Annotated in this window: 33 protein-coding genes; 23 read left to right on the forward strand and 10 right to left on the reverse strand. The window is 47.7% G+C overall.

The annotated features are described in order from the left end of the window. Positions 1-51: 51 nt before the first annotated feature. Genes BFP76_RS13775 through BFP76_RS13790 form a run of 4 tightly spaced genes read left to right on the forward strand, consistent with a single transcriptional unit; the run spans position 52 to position 2,994 of the window. A complete protein-coding gene (locus tag BFP76_RS13775; RefSeq protein WP_099594524.1) occupies positions 52-729 on the forward strand; it encodes a cell division ATP-binding protein FtsE in 678 nt (225 codons plus the stop codon). Continuing rightward, positions 726-1,640 (forward strand): cell division protein FtsX, encoded by a 915-nt coding sequence (locus BFP76_RS13780; RefSeq protein WP_099594525.1) that lies wholly within the window; start codon positions 726-728, stop codon positions 1,638-1,640. Before BFP76_RS13775 ends, BFP76_RS13780 begins: the two co-directional genes overlap by 4 nt. Next, positions 1,640-2,386, forward strand: coding sequence for a lysophospholipid acyltransferase family protein (locus tag BFP76_RS13785; RefSeq protein ID WP_099594586.1), 747 nt, complete (start codon positions 1,640-1,642; stop codon positions 2,384-2,386). Before BFP76_RS13780 ends, BFP76_RS13785 begins: the two co-directional genes overlap by 1 nt. Next, entirely contained in the window at positions 2,383-2,994 is a 612-nt protein-coding gene (locus BFP76_RS13790; protein WP_099594526.1) for a pyridoxamine 5'-phosphate oxidase family protein, read from the forward strand. Before BFP76_RS13785 ends, BFP76_RS13790 begins: the two co-directional genes overlap by 4 nt. Here BFP76_RS13790 and BFP76_RS13795 read toward each other — a convergent pair whose 3' ends face one another. The 3 genes from BFP76_RS13795 to BFP76_RS13805 all read right to left on the reverse strand — a co-directional run bounded on the left by BFP76_RS13795 (position 2,995) and on the right by BFP76_RS13805 (position 5,743). Next, positions 2,995-3,957 carry an acetyl-CoA carboxylase carboxyltransferase subunit alpha gene (locus BFP76_RS13795; RefSeq protein WP_099594527.1) on the reverse strand — a complete coding sequence of 321 codons (963 nt, stop codon included), beginning with the start codon at positions 3,955-3,957 and terminating at the stop codon, positions 2,995-2,997. Between the two features lie 62 nt (positions 3,958-4,019). Then, a complete protein-coding gene (locus BFP76_RS13800; protein WP_338064517.1) occupies positions 4,020-4,556 on the reverse strand; it encodes a L,D-transpeptidase family protein in 537 nt (178 codons plus the stop codon). Beyond that, positions 4,553-5,743, reverse strand: coding sequence for a MalY/PatB family protein (locus BFP76_RS13805; protein WP_099594528.1), 1,191 nt, complete (start codon positions 5,741-5,743; stop codon positions 4,553-4,555). Before BFP76_RS13805 ends, BFP76_RS13800 begins: the two co-directional genes overlap by 4 nt. A gap of 99 nt (positions 5,744-5,842) precedes the next feature. Here BFP76_RS13805 and def (BFP76_RS13810) point away from each other — a divergent pair, with 99 nt between their 5' ends. Genes def (BFP76_RS13810) through BFP76_RS13825 form a run of 4 tightly spaced genes read left to right on the forward strand, consistent with a single transcriptional unit; the run spans position 5,843 to position 8,076 of the window. Beyond that, a complete protein-coding gene (gene def / locus BFP76_RS13810) occupies positions 5,843-6,361 on the forward strand; it encodes a peptide deformylase (protein ID WP_099594529.1) in 519 nt (172 codons plus the stop codon). Beyond that, a complete protein-coding gene (gene def / locus BFP76_RS13815) occupies positions 6,361-6,864 on the forward strand; it encodes a peptide deformylase (protein WP_099594530.1) in 504 nt (167 codons plus the stop codon). The genes def (BFP76_RS13810) and def (BFP76_RS13815) overlap by 1 nt, the downstream gene beginning before the upstream one ends. Positions 6,865-6,868: 4 nt before the next feature. Next, the gene (gene fmt / locus BFP76_RS13820; protein ID WP_099594531.1) at positions 6,869-7,780 is read left to right on the forward strand and encodes a methionyl-tRNA formyltransferase; all 912 of its coding nucleotides are present in this window, start codon (positions 6,869-6,871) and stop codon (positions 7,778-7,780) included. A gap of 44 nt (positions 7,781-7,824) precedes the next feature. Then, the gene (locus tag BFP76_RS13825) at positions 7,825-8,076 is read left to right on the forward strand and encodes a GlsB/YeaQ/YmgE family stress response membrane protein (RefSeq protein WP_099594532.1); all 252 of its coding nucleotides are present in this window, start codon (positions 7,825-7,827) and stop codon (positions 8,074-8,076) included. On the opposite strand, the gene rnhA is transcribed toward BFP76_RS13825, so the two are convergent. The 5 genes from rnhA to BFP76_RS13850 form a co-directional block, all read right to left on the reverse strand. Further along, positions 8,073-8,531 (reverse strand): ribonuclease HI, encoded by a 459-nt coding sequence (gene rnhA, locus BFP76_RS13830; RefSeq protein WP_099594533.1) that lies wholly within the window; start codon positions 8,529-8,531, stop codon positions 8,073-8,075. The genes BFP76_RS13825 and rnhA overlap by 4 nt on opposite strands. Further along, entirely contained in the window at positions 8,524-9,114 is a 591-nt protein-coding gene (locus BFP76_RS13835) for a class I SAM-dependent DNA methyltransferase (RefSeq protein WP_099594534.1), read from the reverse strand. Before BFP76_RS13835 ends, rnhA begins: the two co-directional genes overlap by 8 nt. A 4-nt stretch (positions 9,115-9,118) precedes the next feature. Then, a complete protein-coding gene (locus tag BFP76_RS13840; RefSeq protein ID WP_165775726.1) occupies positions 9,119-9,580 on the reverse strand; it encodes a DUF3429 domain-containing protein in 462 nt (153 codons plus the stop codon). Between the two features lie 17 nt (positions 9,581-9,597). Further along, complete coding sequence (gene ispH, locus BFP76_RS13845) at positions 9,598-10,548, reverse strand: 4-hydroxy-3-methylbut-2-enyl diphosphate reductase (protein ID WP_099594536.1); 951 nt, start codon at positions 10,546-10,548, stop codon at positions 9,598-9,600. 70 nt (positions 10,549-10,618) lie between these two features. Next, on the reverse strand, positions 10,619-11,200 hold the full coding sequence (locus BFP76_RS13850; RefSeq protein ID WP_099594537.1) for a LabA-like NYN domain-containing protein: 582 nt from the start codon (positions 11,198-11,200) through the stop codon (positions 10,619-10,621). A gap of 113 nt (positions 11,201-11,313) precedes the next feature. Between BFP76_RS13850 and folK the strand changes: the two genes are divergently transcribed. The 12 genes from folK (at position 11,314) to BFP76_RS13910 (ending at position 20,545) form a co-directional block, all read left to right on the forward strand. Continuing rightward, positions 11,314-11,880, forward strand: coding sequence for a 2-amino-4-hydroxy-6-hydroxymethyldihydropteridine diphosphokinase (folK, locus tag BFP76_RS13855; protein ID WP_165775727.1), 567 nt, complete (start codon positions 11,314-11,316; stop codon positions 11,878-11,880). A 76-nt stretch (positions 11,881-11,956) separates the two neighbouring features. Continuing rightward, positions 11,957-12,307 carry a DNA-directed RNA polymerase subunit omega gene (gene rpoZ / locus BFP76_RS13860; protein WP_099594539.1) on the forward strand — a complete coding sequence of 117 codons (351 nt, stop codon included), beginning with the start codon at positions 11,957-11,959 and terminating at the stop codon, positions 12,305-12,307. Positions 12,308-12,358: 51 nt separating this feature from the next. After that, positions 12,359-14,482, forward strand: coding sequence for a RelA/SpoT family protein (locus BFP76_RS13865; RefSeq protein ID WP_099594540.1), 2,124 nt, complete (start codon positions 12,359-12,361; stop codon positions 14,480-14,482). 37 nt (positions 14,483-14,519) lie between these two features. Continuing rightward, positions 14,520-15,161 (forward strand): DUF2062 domain-containing protein, encoded by a 642-nt coding sequence (locus BFP76_RS13870; RefSeq protein ID WP_099594541.1) that lies wholly within the window; start codon positions 14,520-14,522, stop codon positions 15,159-15,161. Between the two features lie 42 nt (positions 15,162-15,203). Then, the gene (locus BFP76_RS13875) at positions 15,204-15,965 is read left to right on the forward strand and encodes a pyridoxine 5'-phosphate synthase (protein ID WP_099594542.1); all 762 of its coding nucleotides are present in this window, start codon (positions 15,204-15,206) and stop codon (positions 15,963-15,965) included. Beyond that, the gene (gene acpS / locus BFP76_RS13880; protein WP_099594543.1) at positions 15,962-16,372 is read left to right on the forward strand and encodes a holo-ACP synthase; all 411 of its coding nucleotides are present in this window, start codon (positions 15,962-15,964) and stop codon (positions 16,370-16,372) included. The genes BFP76_RS13875 and acpS overlap by 4 nt, the downstream gene beginning before the upstream one ends. Before the next feature lie 52 nt (positions 16,373-16,424). After that, positions 16,425-17,210: a signal peptidase I gene (gene lepB / locus BFP76_RS13885; protein ID WP_099594544.1), complete on the forward strand. Its 786-nt coding sequence runs from the start codon at positions 16,425-16,427 to the stop codon at positions 17,208-17,210. After that, a complete protein-coding gene (gene rnc, locus BFP76_RS13890; protein ID WP_099594545.1) occupies positions 17,207-17,890 on the forward strand; it encodes a ribonuclease III in 684 nt (227 codons plus the stop codon). The genes lepB and rnc overlap by 4 nt, the downstream gene beginning before the upstream one ends. Beyond that, complete coding sequence (gene era / locus BFP76_RS13895; protein ID WP_099594546.1) at positions 17,883-18,800, forward strand: GTPase Era; 918 nt, start codon at positions 17,883-17,885, stop codon at positions 18,798-18,800. The genes rnc and era overlap by 8 nt, the downstream gene beginning before the upstream one ends. Further along, positions 18,797-19,129, forward strand: a complete 333-nt coding sequence (locus BFP76_RS13900) for a DUF1491 family protein (RefSeq protein ID WP_099594547.1) — start codon at positions 18,797-18,799, stop codon at positions 19,127-19,129. Before era ends, BFP76_RS13900 begins: the two co-directional genes overlap by 4 nt. Positions 19,130-19,138: 9 nt before the next feature. Then, a complete protein-coding gene (gene recO, locus BFP76_RS13905; RefSeq protein WP_099594548.1) occupies positions 19,139-19,864 on the forward strand; it encodes a DNA repair protein RecO in 726 nt (241 codons plus the stop codon). A 9-nt stretch (positions 19,865-19,873) separates the two neighbouring features. Next, a complete protein-coding gene (locus BFP76_RS13910) occupies positions 19,874-20,545 on the forward strand; it encodes a DNA-3-methyladenine glycosylase I (RefSeq protein WP_099594549.1) in 672 nt (223 codons plus the stop codon). Here the strand turns inward: BFP76_RS13910 and BFP76_RS13915 are convergent. Then, complete coding sequence (locus BFP76_RS13915; RefSeq protein WP_099594550.1) at positions 20,542-20,937, reverse strand: META domain-containing protein; 396 nt, start codon at positions 20,935-20,937, stop codon at positions 20,542-20,544. The genes BFP76_RS13910 and BFP76_RS13915 overlap by 4 nt on opposite strands. A gap of 86 nt (positions 20,938-21,023) precedes the next feature. After that, positions 21,024-22,628: a phosphoenolpyruvate carboxykinase gene (locus BFP76_RS13920; protein ID WP_099594551.1), complete on the reverse strand. Its 1,605-nt coding sequence runs from the start codon at positions 22,626-22,628 to the stop codon at positions 21,024-21,026. Positions 22,629-22,938: 310 nt separating this feature from the next. Between BFP76_RS13920 and BFP76_RS13925 the strand changes: the two genes are divergently transcribed. The 3 genes from BFP76_RS13925 to BFP76_RS13935 are packed head-to-tail and all read left to right on the forward strand — an operon-like array spanning position 22,939 to position 25,738. After that, positions 22,939-23,637 carry a response regulator transcription factor gene (locus tag BFP76_RS13925; RefSeq protein WP_099594552.1) on the forward strand — a complete coding sequence of 233 codons (699 nt, stop codon included), beginning with the start codon at positions 22,939-22,941 and terminating at the stop codon, positions 23,635-23,637. A gap of 29 nt (positions 23,638-23,666) precedes the next feature. Next, the gene (locus BFP76_RS13930; RefSeq protein WP_114365326.1) at positions 23,667-25,310 is read left to right on the forward strand and encodes a sensor histidine kinase; all 1,644 of its coding nucleotides are present in this window, start codon (positions 23,667-23,669) and stop codon (positions 25,308-25,310) included. Next, positions 25,307-25,738: an HPr kinase/phosphorylase gene (locus BFP76_RS13935; RefSeq protein WP_099594553.1), complete on the forward strand. Its 432-nt coding sequence runs from the start codon at positions 25,307-25,309 to the stop codon at positions 25,736-25,738. Before BFP76_RS13930 ends, BFP76_RS13935 begins: the two co-directional genes overlap by 4 nt. Positions 25,739-25,741 lie beyond the last annotated feature (3 nt).

Below are 25,741 nucleotides of genomic sequence, written 5' to 3' on the forward strand. Positions count from 1 at the left end.
TGTATAATACTGCGTTGCATAAGAATCGCAGCCAAAAAAACGAGGCGTGACGTGATCGAGCTAAAAAGAGCAGGATTTTCCTACGGTGGTGGGGCAATTTTGGCGGATGTGGATTTGCATTTGACCAAAGGCAGCTTTCATTTTTTAACGGGTCCATCGGGTTCGGGAAAATCTACATTGATGAAATTATGCTATCAGGCGTTGTTTCCTAGTGCGGGAACAATCAAGGTGTTTGGCAAAGATGTCCGCGCCATGACGCATGATGATATTGCAATCATTCGCCGCCGCATTGGTGTTGTCCACCAAGATTGCCAATTTTTGGATCATCTTAGCCTTGCGGAAAATGTGTTGATGCCCAGTCAGGTATCGGGGCGTGATTTGAATGATGATTTGCAAAATATGAATCAATTGTTGAATTGGGTTGGATTGACAAAACAGATAAACGCGCTCCCGCCACAGTTGTCAGGCGGTGAACGCCAACGTGCGGCGCTTGCGCGTGCACTAATCTTATCGCCTGATGTGATTTTGGCCGACGAACCAACGGGTAATGTCGATTGGGAAATGGGACAAAAATTGCTGAGCTTGCTGATCGAGCTAAATAAAATGGGGAAAACCATTTTGATTGCAACGCATGATATGAATTTGATTCGTGTGGCAAAGCCTCAGGTCGCCGCCCGTGTTTTGCGTATTCAGGATAAACGAATTGTTTCTGGGGGTGCAGATCTATGAACAAGATTCTGCGATACTGGCAACTTGCACAGGATATGTTGTCTGGTGATCAAAATGCTGATCGCGTGGTGCCACCGTCTGGGTATACGGCATCGTTGACCACGTTTGTTTCATTCGCGATGGCGTTTTTGACGGTGTTTGCACTGGCATTATTTTTGGCCACAGGGCGTTTGGCTGATCGTTGGTCAACGGAATTGGCGGGCACATCAACCGTACGCATTTCGGCACCCGATGGACAAATGGATGCACAGGCGAAAACGGTATTGGGCATTTTGGAAACAACGCCAGGCATTGCCAGTGCACGTTTAATGTCAGAAGACGAACAGCGCCGATTATTAACGCCTTGGTTTGGGGTGGATTTGCCTATGGATAATTTGCCAATTCCAAGTCTGATTGAAATAACAGAAGAAGGCGTTGGCCCAGATGTGAACGGATTGCGTTTACGACTACAAGCAGAAGCACCGGGCGCAATATTGGATGATCATACACGTTGGCGCCGTCCAATGGTGAAGGCCGCGCAACGATTGCGATTATTGGGCGCATTATCCATCGGGTTGATCGTTGGATCGACCATCGCCATGATCACCCTTGCAGCGCAAGCGGCGCTATCGGCAAATGGACAAGTGATAAGCGTGCTGCGCCTAATCGGTGCACGCGATAACTATATCGCAAAGGCTTTTGTTCGCCGGTTCACTATTCGCGCTTTCTTGGGCGGCCTTATCGGTAGCTTGTTAGCGATGCTGTTCATCTATTTTCTGCCCGCTGTTGCAGAAGAGGGTGCGTTCCTCACGGGGCTTGGTTTCCAAGGTGTGCAATGGCTTTTGCCGTTGTTTATTCCGTTGGTGGCCGCGACAATCGCGTTTGTTTCAACGCGTTTTGCTGCAAATTCTAAATTACAAAGGACGGCATGATGGCTTACGTTTTTCAATATATTCGCTCGGTTATATTTGTCATTTTGATGTACGTTTGGATGCTCGTCTTGGGGATTATCGGTGCGATTCCTGCTGCGTTGTCACGTGAATGGGCATATAAATTTATGCGGTTTTATTGCCTGTCGGTATTCTGGTTGGCGCGCGTGCTGTGTGGTTTGACCTATGAAATCCGTGGCAAAGTGCCAACGGGTTCGGTGATCGTTGCGTCCAAACATCAATCATTTTTGGATGTGATGGTGAACTTTTACACCGTTGAGCGCGGAAATTTTGTGATGAAGAAGGAACTAAAATGGGCGCCAATATTGGGGTTTTATGCAATGCGTATTGGTGTGGCACCTGTTAAACGCGGTGCACGATCCAAGTCGATGAAAGAAATGGTTTCTGGCGTCGAAAAAGAGGCAGACACGCCATCACAACTGATAATTTACCCACAAGGCACGCGTGTGCCACCGGGTAAATATCTTCCTTACAAGGTTGGTGCTGCGGTGTTGTGCCAACGTTTTGATCGCCCTTGCATTCCCGTTGCAACCAATGTCGGGGTGTTTTGGAATAAACGTGGGCTGTATCGCAAACCAGGGGTGGCAGTGTTCGAATATTTCGAACCGCTCCCAAAAGGATTAAGCGTGGAGGATATGACCAAAGAAATGGAACGTGTCATTGAAACAAATTCGAACCGATTGATGGCAGAGGCTGGTTTTGATGTCACACCACAGGATGCGTCATGACAATTATCCAATCGGTCAAAGAACTTGAAAACCTTTATGGCGAACCCAGTGAAAATTCATTGCGCAAAGTTGCCAATCACATCACCCCTGAATATCGCAAATGGATTGAGAGTAGCCCATTTTGCGCATTGTGCACCGTTGGCCCCGATGGTGCAGATGCATCCCCACGTGGCGATATCGGACAGGTCGTGATTGAGCTGGATGAAAAAACGCTGGCGATTCCTGATCGACACGGAAATAACCGTTTGGACAGTTTACGTAATATCGTTAATGACGGACGCGTTGCGTTGATGTTGCTGACGCCCAATTCCACGATTGTAACCCGCGTGAATGGTCGTGGTGAAATTTCTGTTGCACCCGATTTTTTGGATCGTTTCACCGTCAAGGGAAAGCCACCAAAATCAATCATTCTGATACATGTCGAAGAGGTGTATTTCCAATGTTCCCGCGCGGTGATGCGCGCAGGTCTTTGGAAACAGGACCAGTGGCCAGATATCGACTCTTTGCCAACTATGGGGCAAATTTTGGCGGCGCAATCGAACAATGAAATTGATGGTGATGCGGTTGATCAAGCATGGCCCGAACGCGCCAAACAAGGACTGTGGTAGTTACGCCAGCGTTTTTGAACCAATGTCCAAAAATTTCTGACGCCGTTCTTTGATCAATTGCTTGGGTTTTTTGCCTGACAATTCTTTCAATGATGATGCGATGGCATCTTTTACGGCAACAAATGTTTGTTCGCGGTCACGTTGTGCACCACCCAAAGGTTCGGGAATAACCGTATCGGCCACGCCAAGTTTTACCAAATCTTGGGCCGTTAGACGTAATGCCTCTGCAGCTTCGCGCATTTTTTCCGCGTCTTTCCACAAAATTGATGCACAGCCTTCTGGTGAAATCACGGAATAAACCGAATGTTCCAACATTAACAAACGATCTGCGGTGGCAAATGCAACTGCACCGCCCGAACCGCCTTCACCGATGATACATGATACCAAAGGGACACCGATTTGCAGACATTTTTCGGTGCTGCGTGCAATTGCCTCTGATTGGCCGCGTTCCTCGGCACCCCGGCCCGGAAATGCACCGGGTGTATCCACCAACGTAACCACAGGCAGGCCAAAACGATCGGCCATGTCCATCAGGCGGATCGCTTTACGGTATCCTTCGGGGCGCGCCATGCCAAAATTATGATGCAGACGCGATGTTGTGTCGTTACCTTTTTCTTGGCCCATGACCACGACAGGCTGATCATCAAATCGTGCCAACCCACCCATAACGGCGGTATCATCACCAAACACACGGTCACCTTGCAGTGGTGTGTATTCGGTAAACAGATTTTCAATGTAATCCTTGCAATGTGGGCGATCAGGGTGGCGTGCCACCTGACATTTACGCCAAGGCGTTAGGTTTTTATACAGATCAACCAGTATTGTTTGCGCCTTTTTATCCAGCGCACCAGCCTCTTTTTCAACATTCATTTCGTCTTCGCTTTGGCTGGCAATGGCGCGTAATTCGGCCGCTTTGCCTTCGATTTCTGCCAATGGTTTTTCGAATTCGAGATAGTTTTGCATCTGATTACCTTGTCTTTTTCAGCCCTTGTTATGGCGATGAATGCGCCAAAATGCAACGGGTTCTAGCGCCGTATTTCAACGATAGTTCCCATCGGCGTGACATTCCAAATTTCGCGTATTTCAGGGTTGGTTACCGCAATACAACCCGCGGTCCAGTCGCCCTTAACCTTAAATCCTTCGGCGACTTTGTTTGGTTGTCCGTGAATGAAAATGTCACCACCTGGATCATATCCACCATTGCGGGCACGTGTGATATCCTCGGGCTTGGGATAATCGATTCCAAGTGACAACGTATATTTGCTGTTTTGATTGCGTCGATTGATTTTAAAAACACCTTCGGGTGTTTTACCATCGCCTTGTTTCCATTTATCACCATCTGGCGCGAACCCGAGCGCGATTGCATATTCGCGCACGGGTTTTTCATTCTGATAAAGGGTCATTTTGCGCGCGGATTTTTCGATGATTATACGATCAACCTGACCAACTATTGGCACATTTATCGGGGCGGGCGGTTCAACACGTTCCAGATATAGCCACAGTAAACCAACGCCCGTGGCCAATATTAATAAAAGGAATAATCGTTTCAGCTTTCGCATCATTGCAGATCTTTAAACGCATCCTTTAGGCGTGCGACAGCTTCGATAACCACACTGCGCTGTGTGCCAAGGTTAAAGCGTAGGAAATTTTCGCCACCTTTGCCAAATGTGGTGCCGTGATTACCAACCACTTGAGCAATGTTTTGTGTGCGTTCGGTGAATTCTTTGCGTGTCATCCCCGTATCGCTGAAATCCACCCATGCCAAATAGGTTGCCTCAAGCGGCATTGATTTCAGTCCAGGAATTTCCGCAATACCCGCATCAAATATTTTTCGGTTTTCATCTAAATAAGCAATCAGGCGATCAACCCAGTTTGCACCACCTGTGTATGCCGCTTCGGTCATGAAAATACCAAAACTGTTGGGCGAGTTTCCACCCGCCGCCATGGTTGCGGCAAATTTTTCGCGCAAAGTTTGATCGGCAATAATGACATTACCCGCATGTGCACCTGCGATGTTAAAGGTTTTGGATGCTGCGGTCATCATCACCAAACGATGTGCGATATGAGGTGCTGCATTGGTCATTGGGATGTGTCGTGTTTGTCCAAAGACAATATCGTGATGAACTTCATCCGAAACCAAAATCAGATCATGTTTTTCACAAAAATCTGCGACTTGGGAAAGTTCGCTTTGCGTCCACACGCGCCCACCAGGATTGTGCGGCGAGCAGAGGATCAGCATTGTTTCATCGCCCGTCATCTGTTTTTCATAGGCGTCGAAATCCATTTCATAGCGCCCATCAACAATTGCCAATTCACATTCAACAACTTTGCGATTGTTTGCTTTGATGACGCGGGCAAATGCATGGTAAACAGGCGTGAAAATTACGACCCCGTCATTTGGTTTAGTAAATGTTTGTAGACAAAGTGCGGCGCCATTCACCAAACCATGTGTCGTAAAAATATGTGATGGATCAACATCCCACCCGTGGCGCATTTTCATCCAGTTCACGATTGCGCTACGATAAGATTTATCATCACCGTAATATCCAAAAATCCCATGGTCGCGCATTTCTTGCACACAATCCAACACGCGTTGAGGAGGGCGAAAATCCATATCCGCCACCCACATTGCGATTCCTTCATTTGGGTCCACGCCGTAAAGAGGTTCTAACAAATCCCATTTTGCGCTATGGGTTCCGATGCGATTAATGGTGTTATCAAATTGATCGTTAATGTCGTCTAGGCTCATGTTACCCTCATTTGTTTATCGGCATGCTAGCGTCCTGATACCGATGGGCAAGTGCTTTATCCTGTTGCGTGCGCATTTGCGTTGGGCTAGGTCTGCGATATGTCTTTACTACCGATTATTTTGCACCCAGATCCGCGATTGAAAAAGAACTGCGATGTTGTTGAAGATTTCAACGACGATATCCGTGCGCTTGCCGATAATATGCTGGAAACCATGTATGACGCACCTGGTGTCGGCTTGGCCGCGCCACAGGTGGGTGTTTTGCAGCGCGTTTTTGTGATGGATTGCGCTGAAAAGGATGCAACGCCAGAACCCATGGTGTTAATTAATCCCGAAATCATTTGGCATTCGGATGAAACGAATATTCATAACGAGGGCTGTTTGTCTCTGCCTGAATTATTCGAAGATGTCGAACGCCCTGCACAGGTGAAAATGCGGTTTTATGATGTGGCGGGAAAATTGCATGAACAAGATTTTGATGCGCTTTGGGCGACATGTGCACAGCATGAGTTGGACCATTTGAACGGTACATTGTTTATCGATCATTTGAGCCGCATTAAACGGTCTATGATGACCAAGAAAATGGTGAAGTTCAAAAAAGATTTGGCGCGGGCGTAATGGCCATTCGCCCATTCATTCCGTACCCCGACAAACGTTTGCGTACAATTTGTGATCCTGTTGAAACCATTGACGATCAGGTCCACGAAATCTGGAATGATATGTTGGACAGTATGTATGCGATGCCCGGTGTTGGTTTGGGTGCACCACAAATTGGCTTCACCAAACGGCTGGCAGTGATGGATTGTTCCGAAAAGGGTAATGAACCGGTACGCATGGCCAATCCCGAAATATTGCATCAATCTGCAAAGTTGCGCGAACACACCGAAGGTAGCCCAAATTTGCCCGACGTTTGGGCGAAAATTGAACGCCCACGTGCGGTGACTGTTACCTATCTCGATGAAAACAGCGAACAGGTTGAGCGCGATTTTGTTGGTCTGTGGGCAACATCAGTTCAACATCAAATTGATCATTTGAACGGTAAGATGTATTTTGATCATCTGAGCAGCGTGAAACGTAAAATGCTGCTGGCAAAGGCTGCGAAGATTGCCAAAAAAGGATAACTCAATGCGCGTTGTTTTTATGGGCACACCCGATTTTTCCGTTCCCGTTTTGCAATCTCTTGTGGATGCAGGGCATGAAATTGCTGCTGTTTATTGTCAACCACCACGCCCAGCTGGAAGAGGCAAGAAAGATCGTTTAACACCCGTTCATGTTCGCGCAGAACAATTGGGACTAACCGTTCGCACACCTTTAAATTTCAAAGACAAAGATGACATTGCAGAATTTGCTGCGCTGAATGCGGATGTCGCGGTGGTGGTCGCCTATGGTTTGATTTTACCACAGGTTATATTGGATGCGCCGATCAATGGTTGTTTAAATATCCACGCATCGCTTTTGCCACGTTGGCGCGGTGCAGCGCCCATCCATCGCGCAATTATGGCCGGTGATGATGAAACGGGCGTTTGCATCATGCAAATGGAAGCAGGGCTTGATACGGGCCCCGTTTTGACACGTTGCACGACAAAAATTAAGTCAGAGGATACAACCGCGACGCTTCATGATCGACTGTCACAGTTGGGCGCGGATTTGATTGTTGAAACCTTGGCACAGTTGGATCAGCTCACCGCGATCACACAGCCAGAAGATGGCGTGACATATGCCAAAAAAATCACCAAGGAAGAGGCTGCGATCAATTGGGATCAATCAGCAGAAATCGTTGATCGTCATATCCGCGCCTTGTCACCATTCCCCGGTGCATGGTTCGAAATTGATGGAAATCGCATCAAAGTTTTGATGAGCAAGACCGTAGACATGGAAGGTGATGCAGGAACCATTTTGGATAATCACCTCAGCGTTGCGTGCAAGTCTGGCGCCGTTCAGTTGTTGAAATTACAGCGTGCGGGCAAGGGGCCGATGGACGCAGAAATATTCCAACGCGGGTTTGAATTGGCCAAGGGTAAATCGTTGCGCTCTTAAATTTTCACAGAAAATCCCTATATATATTGGGAAAGAGAGGGAACATGCCTGTTTTTTTGGTGCTTATCGTTGGTGCGGCGGCTGGTGTTTTAGGCGCGCATTTCATGAAATTGAACGTCAATATTTATATGGCCTGCGCGATCGGCGTTTTGGGCACGATTTTAGGTAGCTTTGCGTTACGTGGTCTGATGAATGTCATGCTTGGCACATCTGGTGTGCTGAGCCTGTTTGTGGGTGCGATATTTGGTGTGGTTGTTCTGATCTGGATTTACCGCACGTATTTTAGCGGGCGCTAATCAACAGGTTTAAATGGTTCCATTCCTGCGCGCGCCAATTCGTCGGCGCGTTCGTTTTCGGGGTGGCCCGCATGGCCTTTGACCCATTCCCAAGTAACATTATGCCGCTGTGCCGCTGTATCCAACCGCTGCCATAATTCGGCGTTTTTCACAGGTTTTTTGGCTGCATTGCGCCAGCCATTTTTTTTCCACCCAAAAATCCATTTGGTAATGCCATCTTTGACGTAAGAGCTATCTGTGACAAGCGTAAGTGTGCTTGGCTTTTCCAATGCTTCAAGTGCGCAAATCGCGGCCATCAACTCCATTTGATTATTGGTGGTTTGTTCGGCTCCGCCGTTCAATTCACGCTGTTTCAGTATTTTGTCCGCGTTGCGTGCGATCAATATTGCACCCCACCCCCCTGGGCCGGGATTTCCAGAGCATGCTCCATCGGTATAAGCAAAAAGTTCAGGCACGTGCGGTCACAATCATAAATGGTTTTTCTGTGCCCGACATGCCAGTTGATGCCCCCGTACGCAAGTGTGTCGGCGTAAACTTTGCCGCGCGCAATAACGCGTCCACTTCATCTGGCTGGTAATAGGCATAAAATCGCCCCAAAAATTCCCGCCGTTCACCCGTACCAATCATCAAACCCAAATGTAAAATTCCATCGGGTTTGAGGGTAGTGTGAATTTTATTTAACAATTCGGGCATTTCTGATTTTTTGGCGTGCAGCAAACTAAAGTTTGCCCAAATGCCATCATATTCATCGACAGCTGACAATTCATGAAATTGTTGTTGTACCGCGTTCAAGCCAAAGCTTTCTTTGGCAAGTTTTACCATTTCAATTGATGCATCTGTGGCATCCACTTTCAATCCAGCTTGGACCATGAATGCGCCAGAATTCCCAGGGCCACATCCAAGATCAAGCACCCGCCCACCAACGGGAATTGCATTGATAAAACGGGTTAGGTCGGCATCTGGTGCGTCGCGACTGATCAAATTTTTATATTCTTCGGCTTTTTTGTCATATGTTTGAATGGTTTGAATATCGGTCATGTGATTATAGTCCGCCAATACGTTCCAATATGGTTTGAATTTGATAGTCAAAGATCGGAACAAGATAACAAGCCAAAATGGCGAGGGTTACGAAAATACGGTTGCGCATCCACCAAGAGGGGAACAGACCCTGTTTCACAAAATACCAGTCGTTGATTAACAACAATGCGAACCCGGTTGGAATGATAATCGGACGCAAACCGCCACGAAAAGCAAAAAAGAAGAAAATCCAAAATGCGGGCCAAATCGCCATCATGTAATGGGTTTTACGTTCAGACTGATCACGTGAAACAACGGCCCAATATCCACCGCCAAGAAAACCAAACACCACAATGGCATATGTTCCAAACAGCCGCGCGGGTGGGCCATAAATTTCTAAAATAGCATCATGAATAAAATCGTTATACCACGCCATCGTCGACAGATAGAACGGCAGCAGCCCAAGGATGCTGAACCAAAATGTCAAACGTGGAATCCCGAACATTAACTGGCTTCGCGCAAAACGCGGGGCACTTTGAATTCAACGTTTTCCACGGCCGTTTCTACGATTTCGCGGGTAACGTCGTATCGTTGTTCAAATGCATTAATAACTTCGTTGATCAAAATTTCGGGCGCAGATGCACCGGCGGTAATACCAATTGATTTGATCCCATCCAAGGCACGCCAATCAATATCATTCGCGCGTTGCACCAGTTGTGAATATTTGCATCCCGCCTTTGCACCCACTTCGACCAAACGGCGGGAATTGGATGAATTTGGTGCACCGATCACCAAAAGGGCATCAACCGTGGGTGCCACTGCTTTGACTGCTTCTTGGCGATTTGTTGTGGCGTAACAAATGTCTTCTTTGTGTGGGCCGATGATGTTTGGAAAGCGCGATTTGAGTGCGGTGACAATTTCCGCGGTGTCATCAACGCTCAGTGTGGTTTGAGTGATGAATGCAAGTTTGTTTTCATCACGTGGGCGCAGGGTTTTCACATCATCGGGGGTTTCAACCAGCAATACCTCGCCTTCGGGCAATTGACCCATCGTGCCAATGGTTTCGGGATGTCCATCATGGCCAATCATGACCATTTGCAATCCGTTTTTGTGATGGCGCTCTGCTTCGATATGGACCTTGGAAACCAACGGACAGGTTGCATCAACGTATATCATATTGCGCGCTTGGGCTTTGGTTGGCACGGATTTTGGTACGCCATGGGCGGAAAAAATAACGGGGCGATCATCGGGACATTCAGCCAATTCTTCGACGAAAATCGCGCCCTTGTCACGCAAGCTGTCGACCACGAATTTATTGTGCACAATTTCGTGGCGTACATATACAGGTGCGCCCCATTTTTCGATCGCCATTTCAACGATTTTGATCGCACGATCAACGCCCGCACAAAACCCGCGCGGTGCAGCAAGATAAAGATGTAAATGTTGTTTTGTCATGGCGTTGTTTTAACGCCAAGATTGACCGAACGAAAGCAAAAGAAAAGGCGCCAACCTGGGCGCCCTAACTTTATTCTGTTTCAGCCATTTCTGGTGCCATGCTTGGCATAGCTTCGTCTTCTGGGCGCGGTGGACGCCCGACAACATCTTTGAGTTCGTATAATTCAATGAAATTGTCGGCCTGACGGCGCAGATCATCAGAAATCATCGGAGGGTTGGATCGGATTGTGGAAACAACCGATACGCGAACACCTTGGCGTTGCAACGATTCAATCAACGGGCGGAAATCGCCGTCACCTGAAAACAACACAATATGGTCGACATGTGGAGCCAATTCCATAGCATCGACGCAAAGTTCGATATCCATGTTGCCCTTAACCTTACGTCGTCCCATCGAATCAGTGTATTCTTTGGCGGGTTTCGTAACCATCGTGAAACCGTTGTAGTTCAACCAATCGACCAATGGGCGGATGGGCGAATACTCTTCACTTTCCAACAAGGCAGTGTAATAAAATGCGCGTAGCAATTTACCACGGCGCATGAACTCGGTACGCAACAGTTTATAGTCGATATCAAAGCCCAATGCCTTGGCTGCGGCATAGAGATTTGATCCGTCAATAAAGAGAGCTAAACGCTCGTCGCGATAAAACATTAAAGATCCTTTCTTAAATCACGCTGGTCGACAATATATAAATTTGCGTGTTTATGTGCCGACCGACACTTGATGAATAGGCAGTAATTTTGACAACGCAAGAAGAAAATCCCTTGAAACAATCACTTTTTACCGCGGTCGCAATCGGCTCAAATGCCTTTGACGTAACGGCAACTACACGCGGTTTGGTTGAACAAGCCGTTACATTGATTGGTCAAGAAAACCTTAAAATTGTAAAACAAAGTGCGTTTTACGTTACACCTGCCTTTCCTAAAGGGGCCGGGCCTGATTTTGTGAATGCGGTAATTATAGTGCAGTCGGAATTTACTGCGTCACAACTTCTGGAAATAATGCACAATATCGAATCAAAACTTGGTCGCACCCGTCATGGCCGTTGGGCACAAAGAACAATGGATTTGGATTTACTGTACCATGGTGACGAAATTTTACCAAATCAACAAGTTGTGGATGATTGGATCAATCTCCCACTTGATCGACAGATGATCGAAACGCCTGATACATTGATATTACCACACCCGCGTATTCAGGATCGTGGGTTTGTGTTGGTCCCCTTGGCAGATGTGGCACCCGATTGGGTTCATCCTGTGTTTGGGAAAACCACAATGGAAATGTTGGATGCGCTGGGCGAAACGGGTCAAATCGGGATCACTAAATTATAGGGTTGTTGGCCTTGCCATTTTGTTTGAAAACCCTTATGCACAGCCTTTGAATTACCCATACAGTTGGAGTACACCCATGGCACGTGTCACCGTTGAAGATTGCGTCGATAAAATTCCAAACCGTTTTGATTTGGTTATGCTTGCTGCACACCGTGCGCGCGAAATTTCATCTGGATCAGAATTAACCGTTCCACGCGACAATGATAAAAATCCAGTTGTGGCATTGCGCGAAATCGCAGACGAAACGCTAACAGCGGAAAATCTGCGCGAAGCTGCAATCGAAAGCCACCAAACACAAATCGAAGTTGACGAGCCAGAAGAAGATCAAATGGCATTGTTGATGGGTGGTGAAGATGACAAGCCTGGCGACGATATGAATGACGAAAACTTGTTGCGCGCCTTGATGGAAGCACAGGAAGCAAAATAACCTGTAACGGGCGCCAATATTGGTTGGCGCCCATCGGGAAGGATCGCGGCAATGATCGACGTTGAAACCCTTATCGATCACGTTCGCACGTATAATCCAAAATCAAATGCCGAAAAAATCCGTATGGCCTATGCATATGGATTAAAAATGCACGAAGGCCAGACACGCCATTCGGGCGAACCCTATTTCACGCATCCTATCGAAGTCGCTGTCATATTGGCAGGGCAACATTTGGATGACGCAACACTGATTACGGCATTGTTGCACGACACGGTGGAAGACACCAATTCCACCTATCAAGAAGTCACCGATATGTTCGGCCAAGAAATTGCCGATTTGGTGGATGGTGTGACCAAACTGACCAATATCGAATTGTCGTCCAAGGAAACGCAACAGGCTGAAAATTTTCGCAAACTGTTTTTGGCAATGTCCAAGGATTTGCGCGTTTTGTTGGTGAAACTTGCTGACCGTTTGCACAATATGCGCACGATCAAACATATGCGCCCTGAAAAGCAGATTAAAAAAGCCCAAGAAACCATGGATATCTTTGCCCCACTTGCGGGTCGCATGGGTATGCAATGGATGCGTGAGGAATTGGAAGATCTGTCATTTCAGGTTCTAAACCCAGAAGCGCGAAGTTCGATCATCCGCCGTTTTATCACGCTGCGCAGCCAAACAGGTGATTTGATTCCCCAAATTACCAAAGACATTCGCGAAGCTTTGTCCGCCGCGCATATCACCGCAAAAATTTCAGGGCGTGAGAAAAAACCGTTTTCTGTATGGCGCAAGATGGAAGAGAAAAAGCAAAGCTTTTCACGCCTAAGCGACATTTATGGTTTCCGTATTATCACCGATAGCGAAGAAGATTCCTATCGTGCGCTGGGCGTTGTTCATCGCCGCTGGAAGGCCGTGCCAGGGCGGTTCAAAGATTACATCAGCCAGCCAAAATCAAACGGTTATCGTTCAATTCACACCACGGTATCTGGTCGCGATGGCAAAATGGTTGAAATCCAAATTCGCACCCAAGACATGCACGAAATGGCAGAAGTGGGGGTCGCAGCACATTGGGCTTATCGTGATGGGCGTCAGGCCAGCAACCAGTTCAGCGTTGATCCTGTTGAATGGCTCGCGTCATTGAATGAACGGATCGAAGGTTCGGATGATCACGAAGAATTCTTTGAACATGTGAAATTGGAAATGTTCGCGGATCAGGTGTTCTGTTTCACCCCCAAGGGTGATGTGATCAGCCTGCCGCGTGGTGCAACGCCAATTGATTTTGCTTATGCAATTCACACACGCATCGGTGCTGCCTGTGTCGGGGCCAAGGTGGACGGCCACCGCGTGCCGTTGTGGACGCGATTACGCAATGGGCAATCGGTGGATATTCAAACCGCAGTTGGTCAACGTCCGCAATCATCATGGATGGAAATCGCAAAAACGGGCCGTGCACGCACAGCAATTCGTCGTGCCTTGCGCGAAGAACATCGTGAGGGTTTTGTAAAACTTGGTGCTGAATTGGCGCGGGTGGCATTGGAACATGTTGGAAAACGCGCATCGGATAAGGCGTTATCAACGGCTGCGAAAAAACTGGGATTGCCCAAAAAAGATGACCTGCTTGCCGCACTGGGAAGCGCCGAAATGACCGGTGCCGATCTGGTTAAGGCGCTGTATCCAGAATTATTACACGATCAATCAGGCGAAGTTAATCAACCCGCAGGGCGTATCGTTGGGCTTGACCCCGAACAATTCGCACAGCCCGCCGAATGTTGTCAGCCGTTGCCAGGTGAACGCATCGTTGGAATCGCGACACGGGGCAAAGGTGTATTGGTTCACACCATTCATTGTGACACATTGATTGATTACGAAGATCAACCAGAACGCTGGATCGATCTGCGCTGGACAGACGGGAAAGGTGCCCCGAACAACATCGCAACTGTTGAAATTACTATGGCAAATGACGCAGGTGTTCTGGGGCGCATTTGCACCCTGATTGGCGAACAAAACGCCAATATCAGCGATTTGACCTTTGTTGATAAAAAACCAGATTTTTACCGCGTGGACATTGATATTCAGGTGCGTGATGTGGAACATTTGATGAATGTTGTAACCGCAGTAGAGGCCGATTCGGACATCGCCCAAGTCAAACAAACGAAACGCCAACCCGTGCTTGCATAGATTTTATTATTAATTCAACAAAGGTCACGTCAGGCCCGTGTTCAAACGTCGAAACCCACTTAGTTATTGGGAAAGCTTCAAAGAGGCTTTCTATCCTCGTTCGGGGTGGCGACGTGCAATCGAATATATGGGGCATCGCATTAAACGATTGCCGGATACGCCCCATCGTATCGCCCTTGGATTTGCAAGTGGTGCATTTGTCTGTTTTAGCCCATTTTTTGGGTTTCACTTTTTTATCGCTGCATTTGTGGCATTCATTTTGCGCGGCAATGTTTTGGCGTCATTGCTCGGCACGTTCATCGGCAATCCAATTACATTCCCATTCATCGCAACAATCAGTTATCGCACGGGGTTGTGGATACTTGGGTACGCACGTGATGAAACAGTGTGGCACAAGATTAAACATGGATTTGGAGAGGCCGGTCGCGCCATGTGGGGAAATGTGCGCGCATTATTTGGGTACGAGCCAAGCAATTGGGATGGCATTTTTGAATTTTTCAGCAAAATAATGGTGCCTTACATGGTCGGTGGGATTATCCCTGGTTTGATCACTGCGGTTGCGACCTATTTCATCAGCAAGCCGTTGATCGTTGCTTATCAAAAGCGCCGCCGTGCCAAGCTTTTGGCGAAAATCCAAGAAAATCGTGAAAAACATCAAAATGACGCTGACGCACGTTAAATGATTCAGTAGCCTTGCCTTAAATTTCAGGAGAGATTGAAAATGACTGGCGCGAACAAAAAATCAAATATCTTGCGCTTGGGCGTTAACATTGATCACGTTGCGACGGTGCGAAATGCACGTGGGGGGCAATACCCCGATCCGTTGCGTGCTGCACTCTTGGCAGAACAAGCAGGTGCGGATGGTATCACCGCGCATTTGCGCGAAGATCGACGCCATATTACGGATGGCGATATTGAATCCCTGATGGCGGGGTTAACTGTGCCGTTGAATTTCGAAATGGCGGCCACGCCAGAAATGCAAAAAATTGCGCTGCGACACACCCCACACGCCGTGTGTATCGTCCCTGAAAAACGAGAGGAACGCACCACCGAAGGCGGTCTTGAACTCGCACGCGAGGAAAACCGCATCGGTGATTTTATCGCACCCTTACGTGATGCGGGATGCCGCGTGTCTATTTTTATCGCTGCAGAACCGGCGCAGATCGAGGCCGCTGCACGTATTGGTGCACCCGTTATCGAATTGCATACAGGTGCATATTGTGATGCCCATGCCGAAGGTCGACTGACCGAACGCGACGCTGAATTGGAACGGTTGCGTGATATGTCAAAATTCGCGAAATCATTGGGGCTGGAGGTGCATGCTGGGCACGGACTTAACTATGAAACGGTGAAACCTGTTGCTGCATTCCCAGAAGTGATGGAATTAAACATCGGGCATTTCTTGATTGGTGAATCGATATTTTTGGGATTGGAGCCTGCGATCAAACAAATGCGAAATCTGATGGATGAAGCGCGCGCATGATTATTGGTGTCGGCACGGATTTGGCGAATATCGAACGTATCCAAGGCACGCTTGATCGTTTTGGTCAGCGTTTCAAAACCCGTGTGTTTACAGAAATTGAACAAGCCAAGGCCGAACGACGCAAGGATGTGGCGGGGACATACGCAAAACGCTGGGCTGCGAAAGAAGCCTGTTCCAAGGCGTTGGGCACAGGGCTTGCCATGGGGATCGCGTGGAAAGACATGGCCGTGGCGAATATCAGTACAGGCCAGCCAACAATGACATTAACGGGCTGGGCGAAACGTCGTCTTGATGAATTAACGCCAGCCAATCATACCGCCACTATTCACGTTTCTTTGACAGATGATCACCCGTGGGCACATGCGATTGTGATGATCGAAGCCCATCCAACGACGGGCAATGGTTGACTCGCATCGCTTCTAGGTACATTTAGCTTTAAACAATTTATAGGACGGCAATATGAATAACGAAATGAAGCGATCGGATGCATTCGCTGAAACGATCAAAACCGTTGTTTATGCATTATTGTTGGCGGGCGTGATCCGCACACTGTTATTCCAACCTTTTTGGATTCCATCGGGATCAATGAAAAACACGCTGCTGATCGGTGATTTTTTATTCGTCAACAAGATGGCTTATGGGTATTCAAAATATTCATGTCCTTGGTCGTTGTGCCCAATTTCGGGACGGATCTGGGCAGAAGAACCTGAAATCGGCGATATTGTTGTTTTCAAACACCCTGTAACCAAGGTTGATTTCATCAAACGTTTGGTTGGCAAACCTGGCGATACCGTGCAGATGGTTGATGGGATTTTACATTTGAATGGCAAGGCCGTTCCACAACAAGAAATCGGTACATTTGTTGAAACCAATAATCAACAAGGCCCGATGCGCAACACACCACGTTGCACAAACAACCCTGTCGCGGTTGGTGGTGATTGTGAAAAAGAATTGTTAAAAGAAACACTTCCAAATGGCGTGGAACACACAATTTTGAATATTGGCCAATCTTATACGGATCAAACGCCGCTTTATACTGTTCCCGAAGGCCAATATTTTTTCATGGGTGACAATCGCGATAATTCAGGTGACAGCCGTATTCCCGCAAATGTTGGTGGGGTTGGTTTCGTTCCGTTCGAAAATTTGGTTGGCCGCGCTGATCGTGTTATCTTTTCTTCAGCGGGTAGCAGAATTTTGGCATTCTGGACATGGCGCAAAGACCGTTTCTTTAAGGCACTCGATTGAAACTAGCAGCCGAACTCAAGGATTTTTCAACCCGTCTTGGGTATGATTTTAAATCCCCAGAATATCTTATTCGTGCGATGACACATTCATCGCTCAGTTCACCTGCGCGCGAAGACAATCAACGACTTGAATTTCTGGGCGATCGTGTGCTGGGATTGGTCATCAGCGAAGCATTGCTTGATCATGATCCAAATGCCCCCGAAGGATTGCTCGCCCCGCGCTTTAACGCGCTGGTGCGCAAAGAAACCTGTGCAGAAGTTGCACAACAGATTGATCTGGGATTGGCGCTCAAAATGGGACGATCGGAAATGATTTCGGGTGGGCGGCGTAAACAAGCAATCCTTGGCGATGCAATGGAGGCCGTGATTGCCGCCGTTTATCGTGATGGCGGGTTTGACGCCGCACGTGATTTGATTTTGCGCTTGTGGGGTGATCGTGTGCAAAACGCAGAGGCCGACGCGCGCGATGCTAAAACCACATTACAAGAATGGGCGCAGGCCAGAAAAATGCCCCCACCCAGTTACAAAGACGTGGGCCGCACTGGCCCCGATCATGCCCCAGTTTTTCAAGTGACTGCCATTTTGGCCGACGGCCGCAGCGCCAGCGCCAAGGCCAACTCAAAACGCCAAGCACAACAAGATGCAGCGAAAAAATTATTGTCGGAGCTAGACGATGACTGAACCAAAAACGAAATGCGGATTTGTGGCGCTGATAGGCGAACCTAACGCGGGTAAATCCACATTGATGAACAAAATGGTCGGCGCGAAAGTTTCGATTGTCACGCATAAGGTGCAAACAACACGTGCGCGTATTCGCGGGATCGCAATGGCGCCAAATACACAGATCGTGTTTGTAGACACACCTGGTCTGTTCCGTACGCGTCGTAAATTGGACAAAGCAATGGTTGCCGCCGCTTGGACGGGTGCGGCCGATGCGGATGTGGTTGTTTTGCTGGTCGAGGCGCATCGTGGCATCACCAAAGGTGTGGAAATGATTTTGGATGGTTTGCAAACGCGTATTGGTGGCAAACAAAAAATTGCGTTGGCAATTAACAAGATCGACAAGGTGAAATCAGAAGTTTTGTTGGAGCTGACCGAAAGTCTGAATGAAAAATTCCCATTCGAGCAAACATTCATGATTTCTGCGGAAAAAGGTTTTGGCGTAAAAGGTTTAGAACAATACCTCTGTGATGTATTGCCAGAAGGGCCATATCTCTATCCCGAAGATCAGATCGCAGATGTCCCAATGCGCATGTTGGCGGCCGAAGTAACACGCGAAAAACTGATGCTGCGCCTGCACCAAGAATTGCCATATGCGTTGACCGTGGAAACCGAACATTGGAACGAGCGCAAGGATGGCTCCGTGCGCATCGACCAAGTGATCTATGTCGCACGCGAAGGTCACAAGGGCATTACCGTGGGACCCAAGGGCGAGGGGATCAAAACCGTATCCATGATGGCACGCAAAGAACTGGCAGAAATGATGGGGCGAGAAGTGCACCTATTTTTGCAAGTCAAAGTGCGCCCAAATTGGGAAAACGAACAAGAGCGTTACACCGAAATGGGACTTGATTTCAAAGACACCAAATGACCCCGCGCGTTACCACAGATTTCTGGGTTGGGGCGTATCGCCGCCGATTACAATTGGCGGATATCCCTGCCTTTGTCACGGCAAAGGGTGATGCAACGGCAGGTGCGGTTTTGGTCAAGCTAAACACGCTTGATGGTCAGGCCTATCTGTATCAACGATCCTATGATCTGGATGGCAATCGGGTCTGGGTCACGCTCAGCGAAGGTGCGGAATCCGATGTCGATGCCGCATGTGCAAAACAACGTCGTTTCGATCCCGACATATGGATCATCGAAATCGAAGATAAGCAAGGCCGACATTTGTTGGACGAAGACGGGCTAAGCGGCTAGTCTTTCGTCATGGAATGGTCTGGGCAAGGGGTGATTGTAGGTGTGCGCCGATTTGGTGAAACCAGCGCAATCATCGATGTATTCACACAGGAAAAAGGACGCCATGCCGGTGTCGTGCGTGGTGGATCATCACGCAAGATGGCACCATTGTTGCAGCCCGGTGCACAGGTGGCATTGGAATGGCGCGCGCGACTAGAAGAACACCTCGGCAATTTTCATGTGGAACCTTTGCAATCGCGTAGCATGATCATGTCTGATCGGATGGGGTTGTCTGGGCTTGGCGCGGTCTGTTCTTTGATTCAATTTGCGTTTCCTGAACGAATGGAACTACCTGAACTTTATGCCAGAACGATTGATCTGTTGGATCGCATTGATGGGCGCGTTCCATGGGCGGCGGCCTATGCCCATTGGGAAATGTTGCTGTTGGATGATTTGGGATACGGGATGGATTTATCCAGTTGTGCGGTGACGGGGGTGACGCAGGAATTGATTTACGTATCACCAAAAACAGGACGGGCTGTCAGCAAAGAAGGTGCGGGTGAATGGGCGGATCGTTTATTAGTGCTACCTGATTTTTTGCGAAATGGCTTTGATAGCGATGATAAACAAGAAATATTGAATGCTTTGCAGTTAACTGGTTATTTTTTACAATCGTCTTTGGCACCCGCATTGGGAAATCGGCCGATACCAGATGCACGCGCACGTTTAATTCGCGCGTTGGAGAAGCGACTATAGGAGGACAAATTGGAAAAATTTAGCACCATCAAAGATCGCGCAGCAAAACGCAAAGGCGGTGATGCAGCCTTGGAAAAACTCGTTTCTGAACATGCCCATATTTTTGATGTCAGCAAATTATCCGATGATCGAATCCTATCCGAATTTTCCAAGCGGGTTTTTCAGGCTGGGTTCAATTGGTCCGTGGTCGAAAAGAAATGGCCAGGTTTCGAATCTGCTTTTCATGGCTTTGACATAACACGCAATGTTTTTATGTCCGACGATGATTTGGATGCGCATTTGAAAAACACCGATATTGTTCGCCACGCAACCAAGATTTTATCGGTGCGCGACAACGCGATTTTTCTGTCTGATCTGGCAAAAGAATATGGAAGTGCTGCCAAATGCATTGGTGAGTGGCCCAGCTCTGATCTGGTTGGTTTGTGGCAATTGATGAAAAAGCGGGGATCACGTTTGGGCGGTACCACAGGGCAATATGCCTTACGTTTCATGGGCAAGGATTGTTTCATCCTTAGCCGTTCTGTGGCAACCGCACTACAACACGCAGGTGTCATTGATGGACCAACCACATCCAAAACGGCACAAGCAAAAATTCAAAATGCATTTAATGTTTGGCATGACCAAAGCGGTGAAAGCTATACCCGCATTAGCCGCACATTGGCCATGTCAGTGGATAACTAGGATGCAGGCAAACGTTTGTATTCCAACACAACGCCGCCTTCTGATTCCATGATCAATACGTCACCCTGAACCTCTGCCAATGTGGCCTGAGTCAGCGCTTGAAAATATTGCTGTTCCAATTTCAATTGTGGGCATGCGCGCCGAGTTGCTCCGATGGTTTCAATATTGATCCACGGAAGTGGTGCGACTTGATCTGCAAAATATTGGTTACATGGCGCCTTGCCAATCACGCGACCCTTTTGGGGAAATTCCAAGGTGATTTCAACGCCAACAGGTTTCCCTTCTAGGCGTTGTAGTAACCATGTGCCATCGGTTCCAGTTTGTCCTGAAATGGTTTCATCCTTTTGGCAGGCTGACAGGGCCAGCGCGATGATTAATGCAAAATATTTCATGTTAAAATCATAATATAGATTTGATTTTTACGCAAAAAGAAACCCGCCAAAAGACGGGTTTCGTTCATTGTATTATTCGAATTGCGTTAGCTTGCTTTGACGGCCTGTGCCAAAACATCTTCGCTGACATATTGTTCGTATTGTTCAAAATTGTCAGAGAACATGCCAACCAATTTTGCGGCAGCTTCGTCATATGCTTGCGCATCAGCCCAAGTGGATTTTGGGTCGAGCAACGCATTGTCAACTTCATCAACTGCGACAGGAACTTCGAACCCGAAATTTGCATCCTTGCGGAATTCAACGTTGTTCAACGAACCGTTTAACGCCGCTGTCAACAAACCACGTGTTGCCTTGATCGGCATACGAGAACCTGTGCCATAAGCACCACCCGTCCAACCGGTATTCACCAACCAGCAAGTCGCACCATTTGCCGCAATTTTATCGCGGAGCAATGCGCCGTAAACTTCGGGGCGACGTGGCATGAAGGGGGAACCAAAACAGGTTGAAAACGTTGGCTGTGGTTCGGTTACGCCACGTTCTGTGCCTGCAACCTTTGACGTGAAACCAGACAGGAAATGATACATCGCTTGTGCCGGTGTTAGGCGTGCAATCGGAGGCAACACACCAAAAGCATCACATGTCAGCATGATGATATTTTTGGGCTGACCCCCGATTGAATCATCAGAAGCGTTTGAAATATAGTGCAACGGATAAGCGCACCGCATATTTGCGGTCAGGCTATCGTCATCAAAATCCAATTCTTTGGTATATGGATCGTAAACCATGTTTTCGATCACCGTGCCAAATTTATGCGTGGTCGCGTAAATTTCAGGTTCCGCCTCGGCAGATAGATTGATGGTTTTCGCATAACATCCACCTTCAAAATTGAACGTGGTTTTGTCCGACCAACCGTGTTCATCATCTCCCAACAAAACGCGATTAGGATCGGCAGATAATGTTGTTTTACCTGTGCCAGACAGGCCAAAGAAAACGGCTGTATCGTCAGTGTCTCCAATCGCATGATTGGCGGAACAATGCATTGGCATGATGCCTTTTTCAGGCAATAGGTAATTCAGGATTGAAAACACGGATTTTTTGTTTTCACCCGCATATTCCGTACCACCAATTAGGATCAATTTTTGTTCAAACGAAATTGCAATCACAACCTCTGAACGGCATCCGTGTTTTGCAGGGTCGGCTTGAAATGTGGGACAGTTTACAACCGTGAAACCAGGGATGAAATCATCCAATTCAGATGCCTCTGGGCGGCGTAACATGGTGCGGATAAATAAACCGTGCCATGCCAGTTCTGTCACCATACGTACGTTCAATCGATGTTCTGGGTCTGCGCCGCCAAACAGATCTTGTACGAAATATTCGCCGCCTTGCATATGCGCATACATATCTGTCTTTAATTGTTCAAACGCATCCATTGCCATTGGTGGATTGTTTTCCCACCAAATCGTGTCTTTGACAGATGGTTCATCAACCACAAATTTGTCTTTGGGTGAACGACCTGTGTATTCGCCAGTGGAAACAAGAAATGCGCCCCCATTGCCCAGTTCCCCTTCGCCACGTTTCAGTGCGGCTTGGATCAACGCAGGTTCCAATAAATTGTAATGCGCGGTTTTTACGCCGGAAATGCCAGTTTCTTCCAGCTTGAATGCTGGATTAACGCGACCAGTTTCCATATTTAGGCTCCTTTTGCGCGCAAATTTTTTGCGCGATTATTTGCAGCTTTGTGTTGGTGCCATCGCGGGTTGGCGCGTTTGGCAACCACCAGAATGTCTGGTTCGTATAACACTTGAAGCGTCCAAATAAACGGCTAATCGGTGGTCATTATGGCGCAGTTTGTATTTTTGTTTCGAAAAAATGCCTAAATGACAAACAGTTAGCGCTAACGATGTGAAAAGTGCAGATTACGACAACGAATCGACTTAGCTATTGATTCCGTATCAATAGTCTACGAAAATAGCATATCTAGTTGGTATTGGGGACAAAATGGCCAGAATTGCACTTGTTGACGACGATCGGAATATTCTTACCTCTGTTGCGATGATGCTTGAGGCAGAAGGTTATACAGTTGAAACGTACACTGATGGTTTGCAGGCATGGACCGCACTGTCAAAAGATTTGCCCGATTTGGCGGTGTTGGATATTAAAATGCCGCGTATGGATGGCATGGATTTATTGGGACGCTTGCGCCAAATGACGCAAATGCCTGTGATTTTCCTAACCTCCAAAGATGATGAAATTGACGAGGTGCTTGGCCTGCGAATGGGCGCGGATGACTATATCAAAAAACCGTTTTCGCAACGTTTGTTGTTGGAACGCGTTCGGGTGTTGTTACGCCGTGGTGCCGCTGACGAAGAAGGTACAGAGCGCGAAGAAAGCGAAGCATTGATCGAACGCGGAAGCTTGATCATGGACCCGTTACGCCATGCAGTGACATGGAAAGGTCAGAATGTTTCCTTAACAGTGACGGAATTTATGTTGTTAAAGGCATTGGCCTTGCGCCCCGGTTTTGTAAAAAGCCGAGATCAATTAATGGATGTTGCCTATGATGACCAAGTATATGTGGACGATCGTACAATCGATAGCCACATCAAACGATTGCGTAAAAAAATGCGCACGGTTGACGATGATTTTTCTGCGATCGAAACATTGTATGGTATCGGTTATCGCTATACCGAAAGCTAAGCATCATCATGCATGCAAGGATGAATTGATTGTCAGTTGAAGAGCAAGAACCCGTTTCAACCGATGGTTGGCTCGGCGATCCTGGGCTTCGGTCACAGTATGCTGCGCAGCGGTTTTTCGATTTTCGCGGATTCGCGTTAACACGGCGGATATTTCTATCTGCTACGGTCGCGATTTCGTTATTATTCTTGGGCGCATTAATTATGTGGCAAACCCAAGATGATTCAATTGCGCTAAAGAAAGAAAATCTGTTGGTGCAATCAGAATTGATTGCAAAGTTGGTGTCATTTGACGCCGCAGAGGATCGTGCATCGGCCAATATGGTTTCGCGGCTGCAAGCGGCATCACAAAATGTGCCAGCCCTTGACGAAGTCGAGATCAGCATTTTCACCGCAGAGGGTATTTTAGTGTCGCAAAAAGCGGCGCAAAAACTTTCGACTGCGGATGCAAACGGAGAACCAGATGCCGTGCGATTGGGTTTCATCGAAAGCATTGTCCAGTTTATCAATCGATTTGGCGGGCGACTTGGCCCGCGTGATAATACGGATTTTTCGGCAATCGTTGCCAGTGCTGCTCTTGAGGGTGAAACGGGTTTGATGTCTGCAACTTCGCAGGATGGTTTGGCATTAATGGGGGCGGGTTATCCAATCACATTTGAAAACAATGCGGTTGGCGCGGTCGTTTTGAATGTACCACCTGGATTGTTGGAATTAACCGGGAACAGTTTTCGCAATGGGTTGTTCGTATTTTATATCTTAAGCCTGTTGTTGGCAGTTGTGTTTTCATATTTGGTGGCGCGCACCATTTCGAACCCACTTTTCGATTTGGCACGTGCAGCGGAAATTGGCAAAACTGCGCAACTAGGCGATGAAGAAACTGCTCAAAGTTTGATCCCTGATCTGGCCGGTCGACAAGATGCAATTGGGCGTTTGTCCGCTGCGATGCGTGAAATGATCAATGCATTGTATGATCGGATTGATACCAACGAACGCTTTGCCGCGGATGTTGTTCATGAGATTAAAAATCCGCTGGCATCAATGCGATCTGCGGTTGAAACATTGCGCATTGCCAAAGACGGCCCCAAACGCACAGAGCTATTGAATGTTTTAGAGCACGATGTGCAACGACTGGACCGCATGGTGTCCGATATTTCAAACGCATCGCGACTTGATGGCGAGCTGGTGAACGAAGAAACATCTGAATTTGATCTGACATTAATGTTGCAACGCATCACCGAATTTTTGGCGATGGAAGGCAAAGAAAAAGGTGTTGAACTGATCTGGTCAAAACCGTCCAAGCCAATCATGTTCGATGGGCTAGAAGAAAGACTCGCACAGGTTTTTGTAAACCTAGTCACCAACGCGATTTCGTTTTGCGGTGAGGGTGACGCAGTGCGTGTTTGGGCACGCATTCGACAAAACCGTATTTTGGTCGTGGTCGAAGACACTGGTATCGGTATCCCCGAAGAAAGCTTACAGAAAATTTTCCGCCGCTTTTATTCTCAACGCCCGGAGAAAAGTTTTGGCAACCATTCGGGTCTTGGGCTTGCCATATCACAACAAATTGTAGAGGCGCATGGCGGTGTTATCTGGGCTGAAAATATCCATGATGATGGCGACGAGGTTGGCGCGGATCCGATTGGCGCAAGGTTCATCGTTGGACTACCCTTGTGAAGTCAGATATTTCAACGGGCTTGGTTCATGCAACCTGTGTGACGTTAAACGGTTTTGGCGTTTTGATTGTCGGAAAATCGGGCGCTGGAAAATCACAACTCGGGCTTGCCTTGATGGGGTTGGGCGCACAGTTGGTAGGGGACGATCAAGTTGAGGTTTTCGCGACAGACACGAATGTGTTTGCAAAACCTGCCCCTAATATTCAAGGAATGATCGAAGCACGAAATCTTGGGATTTTGAATGCAAATTTCGCACCTCAAACCACAATAAATCTGGTTGTTGATTTGTCCGAGAGTGAATCCGAACGTATGCCACAAAAACACAAAACAGTGATTGCAGGTCACACTCTTGAAATTGTGTACGGCCAAGATATTCCAAATCTGCATTTTGCAGTTTATCAATGGATGCAGGCGGGTCGCCGCCACTAGGAT

Origin of the sequence: Paramylibacter kogurei, from assembly GCF_002742285.1 — a bacterium.
GTDB lineage: Bacteria > Pseudomonadota > Alphaproteobacteria > Rhodobacterales > Rhodobacteraceae > Amylibacter > Amylibacter kogurei.

Coding starts and splice junctions, on each gene's coding strand:
- BFP76_RS13780 (WP_099594525.1), top strand. CDS start 726: ATGAACAAGATTCTGCGATACTGGCAACTTGCACAGGATATGTTGTCT.
- BFP76_RS13785 (WP_099594586.1), top strand. CDS start 1,640: ATGGCTTACGTTTTTCAATATATTCGCTCGGTTATATTTGTCATTTTG.
- BFP76_RS13790 (WP_099594526.1), top strand. CDS start 2,383: ATGACAATTATCCAATCGGTCAAAGAACTTGAAAACCTTTATGGCGAA.
- BFP76_RS13795 (WP_099594527.1), bottom strand. CDS start 3,957: ATGCAAAACTATCTCGAATTCGAAAAACCATTGGCAGAAATCGAAGGC.
- BFP76_RS13800 (WP_338064517.1), bottom strand. CDS start 4,556: ATGATGCGAAAGCTGAAACGATTATTCCTTTTATTAATATTGGCCACG.
- BFP76_RS13805 (WP_099594528.1), bottom strand. CDS start 5,743: ATGAGCCTAGACGACATTAACGATCAATTTGATAACACCATTAATCGC.
- def (WP_099594529.1), top strand. CDS start 5,843: ATGTCTTTACTACCGATTATTTTGCACCCAGATCCGCGATTGAAAAAG.
- def (WP_099594530.1), top strand. CDS start 6,361: ATGGCCATTCGCCCATTCATTCCGTACCCCGACAAACGTTTGCGTACA.
- fmt (WP_099594531.1), top strand. CDS start 6,869: ATGCGCGTTGTTTTTATGGGCACACCCGATTTTTCCGTTCCCGTTTTG.
- BFP76_RS13825 (WP_099594532.1), top strand. CDS start 7,825: ATGCCTGTTTTTTTGGTGCTTATCGTTGGTGCGGCGGCTGGTGTTTTA.
- BFP76_RS13835 (WP_099594534.1), bottom strand. CDS start 9,114: ATGACCGATATTCAAACCATTCAAACATATGACAAAAAAGCCGAAGAA.
- ispH (WP_099594536.1), bottom strand. CDS start 10,548: ATGACAAAACAACATTTACATCTTTATCTTGCTGCACCGCGCGGGTTT.
- BFP76_RS13850 (WP_099594537.1), bottom strand. CDS start 11,200: ATGTTTTATCGCGACGAGCGTTTAGCTCTCTTTATTGACGGATCAAAT.
- rpoZ (WP_099594539.1), top strand. CDS start 11,957: ATGGCACGTGTCACCGTTGAAGATTGCGTCGATAAAATTCCAAACCGT.
- BFP76_RS13865 (WP_099594540.1), top strand. CDS start 12,359: ATGATCGACGTTGAAACCCTTATCGATCACGTTCGCACGTATAATCCA.
- BFP76_RS13875 (WP_099594542.1), top strand. CDS start 15,204: ATGACTGGCGCGAACAAAAAATCAAATATCTTGCGCTTGGGCGTTAAC.
- acpS (WP_099594543.1), top strand. CDS start 15,962: ATGATTATTGGTGTCGGCACGGATTTGGCGAATATCGAACGTATCCAA.
- lepB (WP_099594544.1), top strand. CDS start 16,425: ATGAATAACGAAATGAAGCGATCGGATGCATTCGCTGAAACGATCAAA.
- era (WP_099594546.1), top strand. CDS start 17,883: ATGACTGAACCAAAAACGAAATGCGGATTTGTGGCGCTGATAGGCGAA.
- BFP76_RS13900 (WP_099594547.1), top strand. CDS start 18,797: ATGACCCCGCGCGTTACCACAGATTTCTGGGTTGGGGCGTATCGCCGC.
- recO (WP_099594548.1), top strand. CDS start 19,139: ATGGAATGGTCTGGGCAAGGGGTGATTGTAGGTGTGCGCCGATTTGGT.
- BFP76_RS13915 (WP_099594550.1), bottom strand. CDS start 20,937: ATGAAATATTTTGCATTAATCATCGCGCTGGCCCTGTCAGCCTGCCAA.
- BFP76_RS13920 (WP_099594551.1), bottom strand. CDS start 22,628: ATGGAAACTGGTCGCGTTAATCCAGCATTCAAGCTGGAAGAAACTGGC.
- BFP76_RS13925 (WP_099594552.1), top strand. CDS start 22,939: ATGGCCAGAATTGCACTTGTTGACGACGATCGGAATATTCTTACCTCT.